Source organism: Streptomyces sp. SAS_281 (genome assembly GCF_052542855.1).
In genome coordinates, this window is sequence record NZ_JBMNDO010000092.1 from 1 (window position 1) to 16,269 (window position 16,269).

16 protein-coding genes and 1 pseudogene are annotated in these 16,269 nt (G+C 72.0%); 11 read left to right on the top strand and 6 right to left on the bottom strand.

Features of this window, described 5'->3' with window-relative positions:
* Positions 1-40: 40 nt before the first annotated feature.
* Positions 41-415: a fluoride efflux transporter FluC gene (locus ACN6LM_RS27870; protein WP_445068140.1), complete on the bottom strand. Its 375-nt coding sequence runs from the start codon at positions 413-415 to the stop codon at positions 41-43.
* On the bottom strand, positions 412-882 hold the full coding sequence (locus ACN6LM_RS27875; RefSeq protein ID WP_445068141.1) for a fluoride efflux transporter FluC: 471 nt from the start codon (positions 880-882) through the stop codon (positions 412-414). The genes ACN6LM_RS27870 and ACN6LM_RS27875 overlap by 4 nt, the downstream gene beginning before the upstream one ends.
* 187 nt (positions 883-1,069) lie before the next feature.
* On the opposite strand from ACN6LM_RS27875, the gene ACN6LM_RS27880 reads away from it, so the two are divergent.
* The 9 genes from ACN6LM_RS27880 to ACN6LM_RS27920 are packed head-to-tail and all read left to right on the top strand — an operon-like array spanning position 1,070 to position 9,211.
* The gene (locus ACN6LM_RS27880) at positions 1,070-2,032 is read left to right on the top strand and encodes an urea transporter (RefSeq protein ID WP_445068142.1); all 963 of its coding nucleotides are present in this window, start codon (positions 1,070-1,072) and stop codon (positions 2,030-2,032) included.
* A 46-nt stretch (positions 2,033-2,078) separates the two neighbouring features.
* Positions 2,079-2,384, top strand: coding sequence for an urease subunit gamma (locus tag ACN6LM_RS27885; RefSeq protein ID WP_445068143.1), 306 nt, complete (start codon positions 2,079-2,081; stop codon positions 2,382-2,384).
* 2 nt (positions 2,385-2,386) lie between these two features.
* Complete coding sequence (locus tag ACN6LM_RS27890; RefSeq protein ID WP_445068144.1) at positions 2,387-3,250, top strand: cobalamin biosynthesis protein CbiX; 864 nt, start codon at positions 2,387-2,389, stop codon at positions 3,248-3,250.
* Positions 3,247-3,726 (top strand): urease subunit beta, encoded by a 480-nt coding sequence (locus tag ACN6LM_RS27895; RefSeq protein ID WP_445068145.1) that lies wholly within the window; start codon positions 3,247-3,249, stop codon positions 3,724-3,726. Before ACN6LM_RS27890 ends, ACN6LM_RS27895 begins: the two co-directional genes overlap by 4 nt.
* Positions 3,726-5,450, top strand: coding sequence for an urease subunit alpha (gene ureC / locus ACN6LM_RS27900; protein WP_445068146.1), 1,725 nt, complete (start codon positions 3,726-3,728; stop codon positions 5,448-5,450). The genes ACN6LM_RS27895 and ureC overlap by 1 nt, the downstream gene beginning before the upstream one ends.
* A 5-nt stretch (positions 5,451-5,455) precedes the next feature.
* Positions 5,456-6,202: an urease accessory protein UreF gene (locus ACN6LM_RS27905; protein WP_445068147.1), complete on the top strand. Its 747-nt coding sequence runs from the start codon at positions 5,456-5,458 to the stop codon at positions 6,200-6,202.
* A gap of 42 nt (positions 6,203-6,244) precedes the next feature.
* Entirely contained in the window at positions 6,245-6,865 is a 621-nt protein-coding gene (gene ureG / locus ACN6LM_RS27910) for an urease accessory protein UreG (protein ID WP_445068148.1), read from the top strand.
* A 1-nt stretch (position 6,866) separates the two neighbouring features.
* A complete protein-coding gene (locus ACN6LM_RS27915) occupies positions 6,867-7,823 on the top strand; it encodes an urease accessory protein UreD (RefSeq protein ID WP_445068149.1) in 957 nt (318 codons plus the stop codon).
* A 38-nt stretch (positions 7,824-7,861) separates the two neighbouring features.
* Entirely contained in the window at positions 7,862-9,211 is a 1,350-nt protein-coding gene (locus tag ACN6LM_RS27920; protein WP_445068150.1) for an ammonium transporter, read from the top strand.
* A gap of 4 nt (positions 9,212-9,215) precedes the next feature.
* Here the strand turns inward: ACN6LM_RS27920 and ACN6LM_RS27925 are convergent.
* Together ACN6LM_RS27925 and ACN6LM_RS27930 are read right to left on the bottom strand one after the other, a co-directional pair.
* Positions 9,216-10,620, bottom strand: a pseudogene (locus ACN6LM_RS27925) (lipase maturation factor family protein).
* 30 nt (positions 10,621-10,650) lie between these two features.
* Positions 10,651-11,187: a DUF1990 family protein gene (locus ACN6LM_RS27930; protein ID WP_445068151.1), complete on the bottom strand. Its 537-nt coding sequence runs from the start codon at positions 11,185-11,187 to the stop codon at positions 10,651-10,653.
* Positions 11,188-11,415: 228 nt separating this feature from the next.
* Here ACN6LM_RS27930 and ACN6LM_RS27935 point away from each other — a divergent pair, with 228 nt between their 5' ends.
* Positions 11,416-12,555: a DUF6777 domain-containing protein gene (locus tag ACN6LM_RS27935; RefSeq protein WP_445068152.1), complete on the top strand. Its 1,140-nt coding sequence runs from the start codon at positions 11,416-11,418 to the stop codon at positions 12,553-12,555.
* A gap of 12 nt (positions 12,556-12,567) precedes the next feature.
* Here ACN6LM_RS27935 and ACN6LM_RS27940 read toward each other — a convergent pair whose 3' ends face one another.
* Complete coding sequence (locus ACN6LM_RS27940; protein ID WP_445068153.1) at positions 12,568-14,001, bottom strand: carotenoid oxygenase family protein; 1,434 nt, start codon at positions 13,999-14,001, stop codon at positions 12,568-12,570.
* Positions 14,002-14,189: 188 nt separating this feature from the next.
* On the opposite strand from ACN6LM_RS27940, the gene ACN6LM_RS27945 reads away from it, so the two are divergent.
* Positions 14,190-14,786 carry a hypothetical protein gene (locus ACN6LM_RS27945; RefSeq protein WP_445068154.1) on the top strand — a complete coding sequence of 199 codons (597 nt, stop codon included), beginning with the start codon at positions 14,190-14,192 and terminating at the stop codon, positions 14,784-14,786.
* A 58-nt stretch (positions 14,787-14,844) separates the two neighbouring features.
* Here ACN6LM_RS27945 and ACN6LM_RS27950 read toward each other — a convergent pair whose 3' ends face one another.
* Positions 14,845-16,212, bottom strand: a complete 1,368-nt coding sequence (locus tag ACN6LM_RS27950) for an FAD-dependent oxidoreductase (RefSeq protein WP_445068155.1) — start codon at positions 16,210-16,212, stop codon at positions 14,845-14,847.
* Between the last annotated feature and the right edge of the window lie 57 nt (positions 16,213-16,269).

Genomic DNA, 16,269 nt, shown 5'->3' on the forward strand with positions numbered 1-16,269 from the left:
CGCCCCCGCGGGGGCGGGCCACAGCCCGTTCCGCCGCTCCTCAGAACACCGCGCGCGCCACGGCGGCCCCGGTGAAGGAGAGCCCCACCCCGATGCCGACGGTGAGCAGGAGATAGGCCGCCGCAAGGCCCAGCCGACGGGCCGAGTTCAGGGTGAGCAGCTCGTACGAGAACGTCGACCACGTCGACAGGGCCCCGCAGAAACCGGTGGCCAGCAGCAGATTCAGCCGGGTGCCCAGATCGCCGTCGGTCGCGGCCTCCGCGACGAACCCGAGGATCAGAGCCGCGCCCGCGTTGGCCGCGAAGGTGCCCCAGGGGAAGGCGCTGTGCAGGCGGAACTTCGCGTCCACGCCGAGCAGATAGCGCACCGGCGCCCCCACCAGGCCGCCGGCCAGCACGAGCAGCCAGTCGGTCATGACGCCTCGCCCCGCGCGCCGTAGGACCGGCCGAAGGCGAAGTGCGCCGCGAACGCCCCCGCCGTCACGGCGGCCAGCGCCGCCGCCACGGTCAGCACCAGGCAGCCCGTCGCGTAACCGGGCTGATGGTTCTCGAACAGCTGCCGCACATTGTCCGTGTAGTGGGAGAACGACGTGAAGCCGCCGAGCACCCCGGTGCCCAGCAGCGGACTGATCAGCCGGGGAGCCCCGGGGAAGCGCAGCTTCAGGGTGACCATCAGGATCCCCATCAGGAAGCAGCCCACCGTGTTGACCAGCAGGATCGTCCAGGGGAAGGAGAACGTCCCGGTCGGCCACAGGCGTTCGGCCGCGTACCGTGCGGCAGCCCCCGCGGCACCGCCGACCGCGACGGCGGCCACGACCGGGAGCTGCACGCCCGGGTGGTGGTCGGGGTGGCTGCGGTCGTGCAAGCGCATGTTCTGGGACATCTCGCGAACCTACGGACCGCGGTGCGCCACCGAAGGGCCGGTGCGCGGTGTGCCCCGGTGGTGTACCCGAGTGGGCTAGCGGGAACGGCCCCGACGCGAGAAGCGGGCTTTTATGTGACTCCATGGCATATGACGGGCTCCTCCCGGCGTCCGTTCCGCACCCGCTGACGAGCCGCTGGAGCACCCCGTGTCCCTCGCCGAGCCGGATGTCGTCCGGCGGCTGGAGAGCCGTCAGCCGTTCGCGTACCTGCTGGCGTCGCTGCGCGGCGTCGGGCAGGTCGACTTCCAGGCGAGCCTGTTCACGGGGGCCGCGATCCTCGCGGGACTGTGGGCGGCGGGCTGGGAGACCGGCCTGTTCGCCACGCTGGGGACGCTGATCGCCACGGCCGCCGCCTACGCGCTGGCCGTCGACCGGGGGAGCATCGCGCTCGGCATGCAGGGGTTCGCGGGCTGTCTGACCGGCATCGCCCTGGTCTCGACTCTCGGCAACCACCCGGCCACCTATGTGCTGACCGTCGTGGGCGCCGTCCTGTGCGTCGTCCTCATGGCGGCCCTCGCCACCCTCCTCGCGCCGTACCGGCTCACCCCCATGACCGCGCCGTTCTGCCTGGTCTCCGGCGTCATGGTGGTGGGCGCCCCCGCCTTCGACCGCGTCTGGCACGGCCCCCCGGCCGCCGTCTCCAGCACGACGAGCGGCGACACCGGCATCACCTGGAACGACCTGTGGCACGCCTTCTTCACCAACGTCTCGCAGGTCTTCCTGGTCGAGAGCTGGTACGTCGGACTCATCATGCTCGTCGGACTCGCCCTGGCCGGCCCGCGCGTCGTCCTCTGGGCCGCCGCCGGCAGCGTGGCAGGGATCGTCGCCGCCTGGCTGCTCGGCGCGCCGACGGCGCTGATCGCCAACGGCATCTACGGCTACAACGCCGTGCTCGTCGCCATCGGCCTGGGGGCCGTCTTCCTGGCCCCCACGGTCTGGAACGGGACCTACGCGCTGCTCGGCGCGGTGGTGAGCACGGGCCTCACCGCTTCCCTGACCTCCTTCTTCAAACCGTTCGGCGGCCACACCTTCACCTGGCCGTTCATCCTCACCACCTGGACGCTGCTGGCCGCCGTGCCGCTGCTGCCGCGTCTGCGCCGCGGCGACTGACAGGCCCCGGACCCCGCCCCCGTACATCCCGAGGAAGGTATCCACGATGAACCTCGCCCCCCGCGAGATCGACAAACTGCTCGTCTATGTCGTGGCCGACCTGGCCCGCAAGCGCCAGGACCGCGGCCTCAAGCTCAACTACAGCGAGTCGGTCGCGCTGATCACCGAGGCGATCCTGGAGGCGGCACGCGACGGCAAGAGCGTCGCGGACTGCATGGAGCTGGGCCGCCACGTGGTGGGCGAGGACGACACCATGCCCGGGGTGCGGGAGATGCTCGGTCTGCTCCAGGTCGAGGCGTCCTTCATGGACGGCACCAAGCTGGTCTCCTGCCACGACCCCATCGGCGGCTGACCGTGGCGGGGAACGGGGGCGTCATCGCGGTCTGCGGCCACGAAGCCGCGGACGGGCGTGCGCTGGAGGGCCTGCTCGGCCCGGACGTGAGCGTCGTCCCCAGCGGCCGCGCGCTCTTCCGGGCCGTCGCCGCGCACCGGCGCCGGGGCGAGCCCGCCGTGGTCGTCCCGATGACGCTGGGCCGGGAGCCCGGACTCGTCGCGGACACCGCGCGCACCCTGCGTGCCGTCCCCGCCGGGCCCGGCGCCGTCCTGCTCGCCGAGCCGTTCGGCACCGCCCAGCACCTCGTCGCCTGGCTGCGGGCGGCGGCCGGCCGGGCACCCGCCGACGCCGCGCTCCTCGTCACGGCCCCCTCCGGCGACCCGTTCGAGGACGCCGAGCTGTACCGCGTCGCCGCGCTCGTACGCCGCTACGGGCGCCACGCCCTGGTCGAGGTGGCCTTCGACGGCGGCGACCCGGACCCGGCCGAAGGCGTCCGGCGTTGCGGACTGCTGGGCGCGGAGCGCGTGGCGCTGCTGCCCGCGACGTTCACGGCGGTCGGTCCGGTCGCCCCGGCCGGTCCGGCCGGCGCGCGGCCGGTGCCGGTGACGGACGCCGGGCCCCTCGTGCCGGTTCCCGCGCTGCGGCGGGTACTGGACGAGCGCGTGGCCGACGCCCACCGGCGCCTGCGCGAGCACGGCGACGACGGCACCACCGCCGGGCTGACCGCCGCCGACCACCATGGCCATGCCCACACCCACCCGCCGGGCGAGGGCCACGGCCACGCGCACGGACATCCTCATGCGCACGGGCCCGGGGACGCGCACCGGCATCACCACCATCCGTCCGCCGCCGAAGCGGACCGAGGCGTCAGGAGCATCGCATGACGTTCCGTCAGCAGTACCTGTACGGAGACGGCCCGATCGAGCTCAACGCGGGCCGCCGCACGCTCAAGGTCACCGTGAGCAACACCGGCGACCGGGCCGTCCAGATCGGCTCGCACTACCACTTCTTCGAGGTCAACTCGGCGCTCTCCTTCGACCGCGAGGCGACCCTCGGCATGCACCTCAACATCGCCGCCGGCACCTCCGTACGGTTCGAGCCCGGCGGGACGCGCGAGGTCGAGCTGTGCGCGTACGCCGGAACCGGCCGGCTCACCGGCTTCAGCGGGCTGCTCAACGGCAGCCTCTCGTCCCACCCCGCCCGCGTCGAAGCCGTCCGCCGGGCCATCGAACGCGGCTTCGAGGGTGCGCAACGCGGGACCGCCGCGTCCGGCTCCAAGGACACCAAGGGCAGCAAGGAGTCCAAGGGGGACTCCAAGGGTTCCAAGTCCGGCAAGGACAAGAAGAAGGGTTCGCGCTGATGCCCATCCTGCCCCGCAAGCAGTACACCGACATGTTCGGCCCGACGGTCGGTGACCGTTTCCACCTCGCCGACACCAACCTCGTCGTCGAGGTCGAGAAGGACTACAGCGAGGGCCTGTACGGCGACGAGGTCGTCTACGGCGGCGGCAAGACCATGCGCGACGGCATGGCCTCCGACCCGCAGGCCACCGCCGCCCAGGGCGCGCTGGACACCGTCATCACCAACGTGGTCGTCATCGACCCGATGGTGGGCGTCGTCAAGTGCGACATCGGCATCAAGGACGGCTTCATCGTCGGCATCGGCAAGTCCGGCAACCCGCAGACACAGAACAACGTCGACCCGGACCTGGTCGTCGGACCCGGCACGGAGGCCATCGCGGGCGAGCACCTGATCGCCACCGCCGGCGCCATCGACACCCATGTGCACCTCATCGCCCCGCAACAGGCCGAACAGGCACTGACCAACGGCATCACCACGCTCATCGGCGGCGGCACCGGCCCCACGGACGGCTCCAACGGCACGACCTGCACCCCGGGCCCGTACAACATCGGCAAGCTGCTCCAGGCGGCCGAGTCGTTCCCCGTCAACCTCGGCATCATGGCGAAGGGCAACGGCAGCCTGCCCGAGGCGCTCAACGAGCAGGTCACCGCGGGAGCCTGCGGTCTCAAGGTGCACGAGGACTGGGGCGCCACCCCGGCCGTCATCGACAACGCGCTGACCGTCGCCGACGCCCACGACGTCCAGGTGTCGATCCACACCGACAGCCTCAACGAGAGCGGGTTCTTCGAGGACACCCGCTCCGCCATCGACGGCCGGGCCATCCACACCTTCCACAGCGAGGGCGCGGGCGGTGGCCACGCACCGGACATTCTACGCGTCACCGGGGAACCGAACGTCCTGCCGTCCTCCACCAACCCGACGCTGCCCTACACCAAGAACTCGGTGGACGAACTCCTCGACATGGTCATGGTCTGCCACCACCTGAGCCGCGACATCCCCGAGGACGTGTCGTTCGCCGACAGCCGGGTACGGGCCGAGACCATCGCCGCCGAGTCCGTGCTCCACGACCTCGGCGTGATCAGCATGTTCTCGTCCGACTCCCAGGCCATGGGCCGCATCGGGGAGTCCGTCACCCGGGCCTTCCAGACCGCGCACCACTGCAAGGACAAGCTCGGAATCCTGGAGGGCGACTCGGAGCGCAACGACAACCAGCGGGTGCTGCGCTACCTCGCCAAGGTCACCATCAACCCCGCCATCGCCTCCGGGATCTCCGACTACGTGGGCTCGATCGAGAAGGGCAAGCTCGCCGACATCGTGCTGTGGCCCATCCACTCCTTCGCCGCCAAGCCCAAGATGATCATCAAGGGCGGCATCGTCTCCTGGGCGCAGATGGGCGACCCCAACGCCTCCCTGCCCACCCCGCAGCCGGTGATCTACCGGCCGATGTTCGGGCAGTACGGCAAGGCGCTCCCGGCCACCCACGCCACGTTCATGTCGCAGGCGGGCATCGCCGCCGGGGTGCCGGCCGAACTCGGTCTGGAACGCCAGGTCCTCCCGGTGCGCCGTACCCGCACCATCGGCAAGCACAACATGATCCGCAACGACGCCCTGCCCGACGTCCAGGTCGACCCGGAGACGTTCAAGGTCACGCTCAACGGCAAGGTCGCCACCATCGACCCGGCCGAGACGCTGCCCCTGAACCACCTCTACTTCCTGGTCTAGGGCCGATGTACCGCAAGGAGGGCGACATCGCGGGCGACCCCGGCCCGGCGGGGACCACGGCGGCCACCGGCCTCGGGCCGCTGCTGGTCAGCCTCCAGCTGACCGACTCGGCGTTCCCGAGCGGCTTCTACACCCTCTCGCACGGTCTGGAGGGTTACGCCCAGGCGGGCGCCGTGGACGCGGAGAGCCTGCCGCTGCTGCTGGCGGACCTGCTGCTGCACGGAGTCGGTCCCGCCGACGCCACCGCGCTCGCCCTCGCCCATCGGGCGACCGCGGCGGGCGACCCGGCGACCGTGGTCCGGATCGACGAGCACCTGTTCGCCACGAAGCTGGGCCGGGAGATGCGCCAGGCCGCCACCCGGACCGGGCGCCAGCTCCTGGACCTGGGCCACGAGGTCTTCGGCCGCCCGGAGATCGGCGACTACCACGACCGGGTCGTGCGCCGCGAGGCCCCGGGCACCCAGGCGGTCGCGGCCGGCGTCGTCTACGCGGCGACCGGCGTCCCGGTCCGCCAGGCGGTCGCCGCCGACCTGTTCGCGTTCTGCGTGAGCTTCGCCGGTGCCGCCCTGCGGCTGAGGCTGACCGATCACCGCACGGCGCAGACCCTGCTCCGAGGCGCCGCACCCGTCATCGAGACCACTGTCGACGCGGCGCTGCGCAGGGAGCTGGACGACCTCGGCGCCACCGTCTTCGCGTCGGACGTCATGTCGGGCCGTCACGAACGCGCCGAGGCCCGGCTCTTCGCCAGCTGACCGACCACCCCCCACGACATCCACGACATCCCAGGGAGCACCATGGACGACAACGTACTCAGGGTCGGCATCGGCGGACCCGTCGGTTCCGGCAAGACCGCGCTCATCGAGGCACTGGTCCCGGTCCTCATCGCGCGCGGTCACCGCCCCGCCGTCATCACCAACGACATCTACACCCAGGAGGACGCCCAGCACGTCCGCCGCACCCTGGCCGGCGTCCTGGAACCCGAGCGCGTCGTCGGCGTCGAGACGGGCGCCTGCCCGCACACCGCCGTGCGCGACGACCCGACGATGAACCTCGCGGCCGGCGCCGAGATGCTGGAACGCTTCCCGGACACCGACACCCTCCTGTACGAGTCCGGCGGCGACAACCTCACCCTGACGTTCAGCCCGGCCCTGGTCGACCTCTTCCTCTTCGTGCTCGACACGGCGGAGGGGGAGAAGATGCCCCGTAAGCGCGGCCCCGGCATCACCGACTCCGACCTCCTGGTCATCAACAAGATCGACATCGCGCAGTACGTGCGGACGGACATCGACGTCATGGAGTCCGACGCCCACCGGGTGCGGGGCGATGGCCCCGTCGTACTCACCGACTGCCTGACCGGCGTGGGTGTGGACGAGATCGCCGGCTACCTCGAATCGCGCCGCAAGGTGCTGATCTGACGTGCCGCTCGCCCCGCAGCGGCCGAAGGCCCGGCTCACCGAGGAGTACTACGCGCCCGTCCGCGTCCCCCCGGACGTGGCCGCGCTGGCCTCCGTCCCGGACACCCTGGCGCCCGGCTCACCGGCCAAGGTCGGCATCCTCGACCTCGCGTTCGCCGTGCGGGGCGGGCGCACCGACCTCGTCGGGCGCTACCAGAAGACCCCGCTCCAGATCATGCGCCCGCTGTGGATCGACCCCGCGCAGCCCGGCATGAGCTACGTGTACCTGATGGCGACCGGCGGCGGCATCGCCCAGGCCGACCGCTACCGGATGGACTTCCATTGCGGTCCCGACACCCAGGTCCACCTGACGACCCAGGCCGCGACCAAGGTCTTCCGGATGGAGCACGACTACGCGAGCCAGCGCGTCCACCTCACCGCCGAGGCCGGCAGCTACGTCGAATACCTCCCCGACCCGCTCATCCCGTTCCGGGACGCCCGGTTCTACCAGCGCACCGAGGTGACCGTCGCGCCCGGGGCCACCGTCCTCGTCGGCGACACCCTCACCGCCGGCCGGCTCGCCCGGGGCGAGCGCCACGCGTACCGGATGCTCGCCACCGACCTCCGCGTCAGCAGGCCCGACGGCACCCTCCTCGCCGTCGACACCCTGCGCCTGGCGCCCGGGCAGCCGGGCACCGGAGTCCTGGGGCCCGGGGTGTTCGCCGGCCACGACCACGTCGCCTCGCTCTTCGTGGTGACCGACCGCGTTCCCGCCACCGGGCTTGCCGACACCCTGCACGAGGCACTGGCCGGGCTGGGCGTCCTGTACGGGGTGAGCGTGCTGCCCCGGGACTGCGGGGCATGGGTGCGGCTGCTCGACGACAGCCCGGTCCGGGTCGCCGAGGCGCACCGGGCCGCCTGGCACGCCGTACGCCGGCTGCTCACCGGCCACCCGCCGCCCGACCTGCGCAAGCCGTAGCCCGCCCCCCCCGCCCCTCCCGACACGAGGTATCGCCGATGATCACCGCTCCCGCGCCCATGCCGGCCGCGTACGACTCCGGGGACACCGCCTGGCTGCTCGCCGCCACCGCCATGGTCCTGCTGATGACCCCCGGCCTCGCGTTCTTCTACGGCGGCATGGTGCGCACCCGGCACGTGCTCATGATGATCAAGATGAGCTTCGCCGCACTGGCCTTCGGCACTCTCGTGTGGTGGGTCATCGGTTACACCCTGGCGTTCGGGCCGGACGTGGGCGGTGCCGGGCTCATCGGGAACCTCGACCACGTGTTCATGAACGGCATCGGGCTCAACACGCTGAGCGGGGCCATCCCCACGTACATCTACAGCACCTTCCAGATGGGCTTCGCCGTCATCACCGTGGCCCTGATCAGCGGCTCCATCGCCGACCGCGCGACGATGCGGGGCTGGCTCGTCTTCGTCGTGCTGTGGCTGCTGATCGTCTACGTCCCCATCGCGCACTGGGTGTTCGACAAGGACGGCTGGATCGTGAAGCACCTCGGCGCCCTCGACTTCGCCGGCGGGCTGCCGGTGGAGCTCAACTCCGGGGTCGCCGGGCTCGCCGCCGCCCTCGTGCTGCGCGCGCCCCGCGACTTCGCGCGCCGCGAGGAACGGCCCAACAACATCCCGCTCGTGGTCGTCGGCGTCGGGCTGCTGTGGTTCGGCTGGTTCGGCTTCAACTCCGGCTCCGCGCTCACCGACCAGGGCACGGCCGCGGCCGCCTTCATCAACACGCAGCTCGGCGCGGCGGGCGCCATGGTGACCTGGCCGCTGGTCGAGAAGTGGCGCACGGGCCGGGTGACCACCATGGGCGTCGTCTCCTCCGCCGTCGCGGGCATGGTCGCCATCACCCCGGCGTGCGGCGAGATCAACACGCTGGGTGCGGTGATCACGGGTCTGGTCGTCGGTGCGGTGAGCGCGTACGCCATCACCCTCAAGTTCCGGTTCCACGTGGACGACACGCTGGACGTGGTCGGGGTGCACGGGGTCGGCGGGCTCATCGGCCTGATCATGGTCGGCCTCTTCGCGACGGCCCGCATCAGCGGCCGGGAGGGCCTGTTCTACGGCGGCGGCTGGGGCCTGCTCGGCAAACAGCTCGTCGCGATCGTGTCCGTGATCGCGTTCTCGTTCATCCTCACCTGGCTCATCGCCAAGGCCGTCGACCTGACCGTCGGCTTCCGGGCCGAGGAGGAGTACGCGAATGTGCCCGGCGAGGAGGCCGAGCGCGCGTACGACTTCCAGACCGCCGAGCGCCTGGGCGCGCTGGTCTCCGGGCGGCGGGTGGCGAGCGACGACGAACTGGTCCAGCAGATCAGCCGCCTGTTGCGGGCCCGCGAGAACGGGAAGTAGCCGCTCACGCCCTGGTCGGGCGCAGGAAATCGCGTACGAACGTGCGGTGCCACCAGCAGCCGGTGGCCCGCAGTTCGGACCAGGTCGTGAACCGGTAGCGGAAGACCCTGGCCCGCACCTGGGCGGGCGGGGCGTCCGGGAACGGGTTGTGCCGCAGCAGCCGCAGCGTGTCCCGGTCGTTCTCCAGCAGCCGCTCCACGAACGGCCCGAACCAGGACCGTGCGTACGCGGGTGAGAGCGCCGCGAACCACATCATCCAGTCGAGCCGCAGATGGTAGGGGGCGAACTGGCGCGGCATCCGGTGCGGATCGCCCGGCTTGCCCCGGAAGCCGTACTCCTTCCACACCGTGCCCGGGTGCACCACCGCGTCCTCCGTGCCCTCGACCACCACCTCCAGGCGGACCCGGCTGATGCTGCCGAACGCGCCGTAGGTGTTGACCAGGTGCAGCGGGTCGAAGGACCGGTTCATCACCTGGCGGCGGGAGACCAGATTGCGGGCCGGACGGTAACTGAGGACCAGGACCAGCGCGGTGACCGCGAGGACCACCACCTCGTACCAGACGGGGGCACCCCGCTGGGCGGGCGGCTCGGTCACCGGCGACCAGTCGACGGCCGGCAGGGCGAGCGTGATGGTCAGCCAGTTGAGCCAGGCGAAGTTCCCCGAGAGCACCAGCCACAACTGCGTGACGATCATCAGCCCGGCCGCCGCGCTCGCCACCGGCTGCGGGGTGAACAGCAGGACCGGAACGAGCAGCTGCGTCACATGGTTGGCCGCCGTCTCCACCCGGTGCACGGGGCGGGGGAGACGGTGGAAGAACCAGCTCAGCGGACCCGGCATCGGCTGCGTCTCGTGGTGGAAGTCGAGACAGGTCAGGTTCCGCCAGCAGGCGTCGCCACGCCACTTGATGAGTCCGGCGCCGAACTCCAGCCGGAACAGCACCCAGCGCAACAGCCAGAGCACGAGCACTGGTGGCGCCGTGCCGGCGTTCCCCAGGAAAACGGCGAGGAAACCCGTTTCGAGCAGCAGTGATTCCCAGCCGAAGCCGTACCAGACACCGCCCACCTGCACGATCGACAGATACAGCAGCCACGGCAGCGCCCACAGCGCCATCTGCGGCTCCCAGCGGCACCTGGTTGTCCGCCCCGGCGATCAGCGCGACGGAGACGGCGCACCCGGTCCAGGCGACCGCGGCGAGGAAACGGTCGGAGCAGTGCAGCCGGAAGAGCCCCGGGGCGGTCCGCCAGGACGTACGCCGCAGGGCGCCGGCCGCGGGCAGCATGCCGCGCTCCCCGATCAGCGCCCGGAACTGGAGCGCCGCGGTGAGGAAGGCGGTCAGGTAGACGACGGCGAGGGCCTTCTGGAAGACCAGCCGGCCGAGCCAGTACCCGTCAGCGGTGAACCACTCCATCGCTACCAGTATGGCCCGGCGACCCCGGGCTCACCGGCCTCGCGCCCCGTGCGGCTCCCGCTGCTCCGTGACGATCCGGCGCAGCGTACGCCCGAGCCGCCGGGCGTACCACCGCTGGAGCGGCGGCACCAGCGGGCCGCCGAGCCGGGAGTACCAGCGGGCGGGCCGGCTGAAGGCCATCACCGTGAACGAGACCGTGCCGTCCTCGGCGAGTTCGGCCACGAAGCACTCCTCGCCGCGCTCCGGGTGGCCGGTCACCGTCCCGTATCCGAACCCGATCCGCCCCGGACCGTACTCGGCCCAGATCACCCGGCAGGGTACGGCGAGTCGCAGCGGCCCGGCCTGCACCGCCACCCGAACGGCCGTCCCCGCGTCGGCGCGCGGCGTGGACGCCTCCACGCGCACCCCCGACCCCCGGTGCATCCGGAACTCCGTGATCGCCGCACCGGCGGCCTCGAAGTCGGCGCGGCCGCCCCCGACCAGGGTGCGGTGGTGCAGGTGGTTGTAGCCGTCGGGGAGCGGGCCGAGACGGGTGGCTCCCGTCTCCGGGTAGTTGAGGCTGCTCATCGGACGCATCCTTCGTCGTCGTGGAGGTGTAGGCGCTGCCACCGACATGGCCCCGGGTTGAACGTGTTCAAGTCGTTGTCGATGCAGAATCTATGGCCTTTTCCGAACGCCTTCAAGGCGGCAGTGGTGTGCGCCTCCGGGGCGGCGGTTGGCTTGCGGGGGCGGGGGAAGTGCGGCAGACATGAGGGGAGCGACCGGGAGACCGGTGACCAGGCAGGAGATCCGCCCGTGCCCTCACGCATACGACTGCGACGCACCGTCTTCGCCCTGCTCTCCGCCGGCTTCGTCCTCGCCGCGGGTTGCGCCCGCGACACCTCCGGGGGCGGCGGCCCCGCCACCGCGACGGCCGGCGCGGCGGATGTCCTCCTCCAGCCCGCGGCCGACCCCGGAACCGCACCCTTCACCGCCTCCACCGCGGGCGGCCCCGCCCTGCCCCCGGGCGCCCCACGGACCGGGGCGCCCCGCTCCCCGTCGGCACCCGGGCGGGCGCTCAGGCGCACCGGGTCGACGCCCGGCCTGTACGCCGGAACACGCGCCGTCCCCTCCTGCGACGTCGAGGCGCAGATCCGGATGCTTGCCGTGGACCCGGCGCGGGAAGAGGCGTTCGGGCACACCGTGTCCGTCGCCCGCGACCAGGTCGCCGGCTTCCTGCGGGGCCTGACCCCCGTCCTGCTGCGCGCCGACACCCTGGTCACCGGGCACGGCTTCCGGGACGGCTCCGTCATCACCTACCAGTCCGTGTTGCAGGCCGGCACCGCTGTCATGGTCGACGACCGCGGGCTGCCCCGGGTCCGCTGCGTCTGCGGCAACCCGCTGGACCCGCCGTCCGGCCCGGGCGACGCGGCGGCCGGAACGGGGAAGCGGTGGGAGGGATTCGACCCGGCGCGGACCGTCGTGGTCGAGCCCGCCGCGCGGCCCGTGGCGGAGCTGGTGATCGCCGACCTGGCCCACCACAGGTGGATCGCCCGGCCGGCCGGCGACGAGGGCACCGGCGACCGCGTTCCCGAGAAGCCGCCGCCCTACACCCCTGACACGGACATCACCGGCCCCCTCCCCGACGTACCGCCACCCGCCACGAAGCGGCCGGAGAAGTCGTCGGAGCCCACGCCGTCCCGGTCCCCGGAGGACTGCCCGACGCTCGGCGTACCCACACCGGAGACGCCCACACCGCCCGGTGAGCCGGCGGTGGCCGGCCACGTACCCGCCCGGGCGCCCGGGGAGACGCGCTGCCCCACGCCGACCGGTGAGCCCACGGACGAGCCCTCCGGGATGCCGCCGGTACCGGACGAGCCGCCCGGGTCCGACGAGCCGCCGACGTCCATCCGGCTGCCCCGGGGCGCCTACGCCGGTCCGGCCGCGCGGTGGTGAGGGGCGGCGGCCTCACTCCTCGGTGGGCAGCCAGTTGCCGTGGAGGCCCAGGGGGACGCGGACCGGGATGCGGACCCGGGCCACCGGACCCGACGCCGGGTCCTCGGACGGGATGACGAGCAGCCAGCTGGTGCCGTCGGTGCGGTCGGTGGCGTACGTCATCCAGTAGCCGCCCTCACCCGGCCCGGTGCCGGGGACGGGCGCGAAGACCGGCTCACCCACGGAGAGGTCCACGGCCCGCCACACCACATGCGGGCCTGAGGGGTCGTTGCCGTCGTACCAGCGCAGCGCGTCGTACTCGCCGGGCAGCAGGTCCTGGCCGCCCGAGTCCGAGGCCACGGCCAGCTGGTGGTGGCGCCTGCCGATCAGCCGGTCGTCGGTGCGCGGGAGCTCCATCCGGACGTCGTCCAGCACGGTCCGGCGCATCGTGCCCGCGACGGGATCGATGACCGCGCGCACCAGACCCGCGTGATTGGGCTCCGCCCCCTCGGCGGGCGCGCCCAGGGACAGGCGGGTCCACTGCACGTAGTCCAGCACCACATCGCCGCCACCGGGCTCGGTGTCGTACGCGTTGACCGTGTGCCACAGCCAGAAGGCGTCGTCCGACGCCCAGCGCACCGGGCCGCCGTCGCGCGGGACCAGGGCCAGACGGGTACCGCGTTCGGGGCGCCAGTCGAGCATCGAGCCGCCGTTCATGGCCGCCGCGATGTCGAAGAACACGGGTGCCATCACGATCACCAGGAAGCGCGGGGTGATCGCCATGTCGTGGATCATCATCGGCTCGTCGACCCCGTCCACGGGGGTGGGACCCCGGAGCACGTCGCCCAGCGGGCCGATCGCCGACCAGGTGAGGTAGGGCGGCTCCAGGCCGTAACAGAAGACCAGCATCTCGCCCGTGATCGGGTCGGTCTTCGGATGCGCGGTGATGCCCGCCGGCAGCGCCCCGCCGAAGGTCTCCTTGCCGACGGTCGCCAGGTCGGGCGTCATGAGGAACGGGCAGTCGGACTCGGCGAGCGCCAGCAGCCGTCCCGCGTGGCGCACCACGTTGATGTCGGGCATGTCGCGGAAGGTGCCGGCCAGTTCCGGCCCGACGTCCGGCTCCTGCGGCAGGATCATCGACTCGATGCCGCCCCACAGCGCCCGCCCGGCCCGCTCCTCGGCGACCACGGCGGGTGTCCGGACGAACCGGTTGCGGTACCGTGCCCGGCCGCCGGAGATCCACACGCCGTGCAGCATGCCGTCGCCGTCGATCGGGTAGAGGTACGAACCGATCGGAGTGAAACGCGGGTTGGGGCCGTTGCGCAGGAACACCCCGTCCAGTTCGCCGGGGAGTGCACCCGTCACTTCAAGATCCGCCTCGTCGACCTCTTCGGTCACGGGGGCGAAGCGCCCCGAGAGGTGGACGACCCGGCTCGGGTCGAAGGCGTGTGCGGCATGTGCGGCCATGGCGGCCTCCCTTGCCGGAACGTGGGCGCGCACCCGGGTCCAGCGCCTCAGGGCCTGGCTGACTCTTCATTCAATCCCCGGCCCGGCACCGTCGCAACGCGGGTCGCGGAATGCGGCGGGCCCTTTCCGGGCCCACCATGGAAGACGCGGCAGACCGCCGCTCCGGGCCATGCCTTCGGAGGTGTCCGGTGTCCGAAACCCGTTCCGGGCGGCGGACGGGGAATCTCTTCTTCGCGTTCGCGCCCTGGATCATCTTCGTCGTCATCGCCTCTCCCAGTACCTGGGAGTACGCCGCGCTGGCCGGCCTGGTGGCCGCCGTGGTGCTCAATCTGCCGGACATGCGCCGGGGTTCCTTCAAGGTGCTGGAGGTCACCGGCATCGTCTTCTTCGCGTTGCTGAGCGTCCTGGCCCTGTTCCTGGACCGTCAGGACCTGGACTGGGTGGAGCGGTACGCCCAGGTGCTGTCCAGCGCCGTGATCGCGGTGGTGGCGCTGGGTTCGCTGGCGTTCGTCCCGTTCACCGAGCAGTACGCGCGCGAGACGACGCCCCGGGAGGTATGGGGTACGCCGGTGTTCCGCCACGTCAACCGGGTGCTGACGCTGCTGTGGGGTGCGGTCTTCGCGGCCACCGCCCTGCTGGGCCTGCTCGCGTTGCACACCTCGTCGGGGCGCGACTGGTTCAACTGGATCGTCCCGGTGGTCCTGCTGGTGCTCGCCGTCCGTTTCACCGAGCGCTATCCGGACCGGGTGCGCGAGCGGTCCCGTGACGCGCACGCCTCTCCGTGAAGCGCACCGGCGCGGCCCCGCACTCCACTTCCGGGTGTGCGGGGCCGTCGCCGTGGTGTCAGTTACCGGCCTCAGAGGCGTCCAGCATCGCCTCGCGCTCCACGACCTTGACGCGCTCGCGGTCCTGCCCGGCCCCGAGGGCGCGCTCGTGCGCGTCAAGGCGGTACCAGCCCTCACGGGTGGTGTAGCGGATGCCGCGCTCCTCCAGGAAGGCGGTGACGGCCTCGGGCTCGGGCCGCTCCGGGGCGGGCAGCCGGCCGGCGGCGTGGTCCTCCAGGAGGCAGGCGACCGTCTCGTTGGCGTCGCCCTTCGTGTGGCCGATCAGGCCGACCGGGCCCCGCTTGATCCAGCCGGTGACGTACACCGACTCCATCGGCTCGCCGCCTTCGAGGACCCGGCCCGCGGCGTGCGGCACCGTGCCGGACGCGACGTCGAACGGCAGCTTCGGCAGCTCGCGCGAGTAGTAGCCCACCGCCCGGTAGACGCTCTGGACGTCCCAGTCGTGGAACGTTCCGGTGCCGCGCACGTTTCCGGTGCCGTCCAGCTCCGTGCGCTCGGTGCGCAGGCCCGTGACCCGGCCGTCCTCGCCGATGATCTCCACGGGGGACTCGAAGAAGTGCAGGAAGAGCTTGTGCGGCCGGTCGCCGACGTCGCGGATCGCCCAGTTCTCCAGCGTGGAGGCGACCATGTTGGCCTGCTTGTTCCCGCGCCGGGTCTCGATCGAACCCGCGTCGTAGTCGATGTCCTCGGGGTTGACGATGACCTCGATGTTGGGCGAGTGGTCCAGCTCGCGCAGCTCCATGGGGCTGAACTTCGCCTGTGCCGGGCCGCGCCGGCCGAAGACGTGCACCTCCAGCGCCTTGTTCGCCTTCAGGCCGTCGTAGACGTTGGCCGGGATCTCCGTCGGCAGCAGCTCGTCGGCGGTCTTCGCGAGGATGCGGGCCACGTCCAGGGCCACGTTCCCGACGCCCAGCACGGCCACCTTCCCGGCCTCCAGCGGCCAGGTGCGCGGGACGTCCGGGTGGCCGTCGTACCAGGAGACGAAGTCGGCGGCCCCGTAGGAGCCGTCCAGGTCGTGGCCCGGGATGTCGAGCGCGCGGTCCGCGTCGGCGCCGGTCGAGAAGATCACCGCGTCGTAGAACGTGCGCAGCTCGTCGAGGTCCAGGTCGTTCGGGTAGTCGACGTTGCCGAACAGGCGCAGCTGCGGCTTGTCCAGCACCTGGTGCAGGGCCTGCACGATGCCCTTGATGCGCGGGTGGTCGGGCGCCACGCCGTAGCGGATCAGGCCGAAGGGGGCGGGCATCCGCTCGAAGAGGTCGATGGATACGCCCGGGTCGGCGGCCGCGTCGGATTTGAGCAGCGCGTCCGCCGCGTAAATGCCGGCGGGACCGGCTCCGACGATGGCGACGCGGACGGGGCGTGTCATGGCGAGCTGTTCCTTCGAACGGGTGAGCAGAAGCGGGGCCGATGGGTAAGGCAAGGC